This window comes from Candidatus Frankia alpina, from assembly GCF_902806485.1.
GTDB classification, from domain to species: Bacteria; Actinomycetota; Actinomycetes; order Frankiales; family Frankiaceae; genus Frankia; species Frankia alpina.
The window spans coordinates 1-1,497 of the sequence record NZ_CADCWT010000459.1; the positions used below are offsets into that span (position 1 = coordinate 1).

The following is a 1,497-nucleotide window of genomic DNA, read 5'->3' on the forward strand; positions in this document are numbered from 1 at the left end:
TCAGACATCCCATGAGCTGGGGTGTCAAACGGCGACGTCGACGGTGACTTTCTGCGGCCAGGAGATTGCTTCGTTGTAGAGGGTGTGGGTCTTGAGGCAGCCGTGGAGGATGCCGACGAGCCGGTTGGCGAGCTGGCGCAGGGCTGCGTGGTGGCCGGTGCCGCGGGCGCGGATCGTGTCGTAGTAGCCGCGGGCGCCTGGGGAGGCGTTCAGGGCGCAGAAGGCCTGCTGGTGCAGGGCGTCGGCGAGTCGGCGGTTGCGGGCGTAGCGAGCCAGGGCGATCTTCTTCTTCCCGGATGCGCGGGTGATCGGGCTGGTCCCGGCGTAGTTCTTGCGGGCCTTGGCGTCGGTGTAACGGCCGGCGTCGTCGCCGAACTCGGCGAGCACCCGGGCGGCGAGGACCGGTCCCAGACCGGGCTGGGAACGCAGGATCTCAGCGTCCGGGTGCTGGCCAAAATGGTCGGCCACCGCCTCCTCGAGTCGGGCGATCTCGGCGTTCAACGTCGTCAGGATCGCGACCTGAGCGCGGACGGTGGCCGCGTAGGCCACGCTCACCACGGCCGGGACGGGCAGCTGGTCGGTGCCGAACGCGGCCCGGATTTTCCGGGTCTTCTCCGCGATGTCACGGCGACGGGCCCGCTTGAGCGCCGCCGAGATCGCCGCCACGGTCAGCCGGCGGGCCTGGGCCGGGACCGGCGCCCGGCCCAGCAACTCCAACGCGTCCGCCGCGGTCAGGTCATCAAACGCGACCAGCGCGACCGGGAAGTACTCCACCAGCGCAGCACGCAACCGTTGCGCCGCGCGGGTCCGGTCCCAGACCAGCGTCTGATGCGCCCGGGCGGTCACCTTCACCGCCTCTGCCAGCTCACTGTCCCCGGCGACCGCCCGCAGCTGATGGCCGTCGGTACGGACCATGTCCGCCAACGCGTGCGCGTCCCCGGCGTCGCTTTTCACCCCCGACGTCGAGTACCGCTCCCGATACCGGGCGGCCTGCATCGGATTCACCGCGATCACCCGGTAGCCCGCCGCGACCAGCGCGGACACCCACGGCCCCCGGTCCGTCTCGATCCCGACCATCACCAGGCCCGGATCGGCGTCCTCGGACAGGTGCGCCCCGACCAGCTCGTGCAGCCGGGCGATCCCGGCTACTCCTTCCGGCAGCCGGGCCTTCGCCCAGGCGCCGGCCCGTGCCGTCCTGGACCTCCACATCATGATGATCTTCCGCCCAGTAGTCCCCGACGAACAGCAAACCGGCCTCCGGTGTCCCTGACAGCATCGTGAGCGTAGCCACGGGAGAACCACCAGCGACCTAATGGACAAGTACTCACGCCGTCACCGGCAGGCACGACATCCCATCAGCGATCAACTCTCCCGACCACTGGCAGGGGCACGGTCTGACCTTAGGACTCGACCACGTCCAGGCGGAGAGAGTGCTCACCTGCCGGCGGCTACCGGCACCGAGCCTGCCCTACGCCGACCCGGTAGCTCCCATTAGGC

Annotated in this window: 1 pseudogene; it reads right to left on the reverse strand. The window is 70.1% G+C overall.

Going from position 1 to position 1,497, the window contains the following annotated elements:
• Positions 1-24 precede the first annotated feature (24 nt).
• A pseudogene (locus G6R25_RS23910) lies at positions 25-1,249 on the reverse strand (IS110 family RNA-guided transposase).
• Positions 1,250-1,497 lie beyond the last annotated feature (248 nt).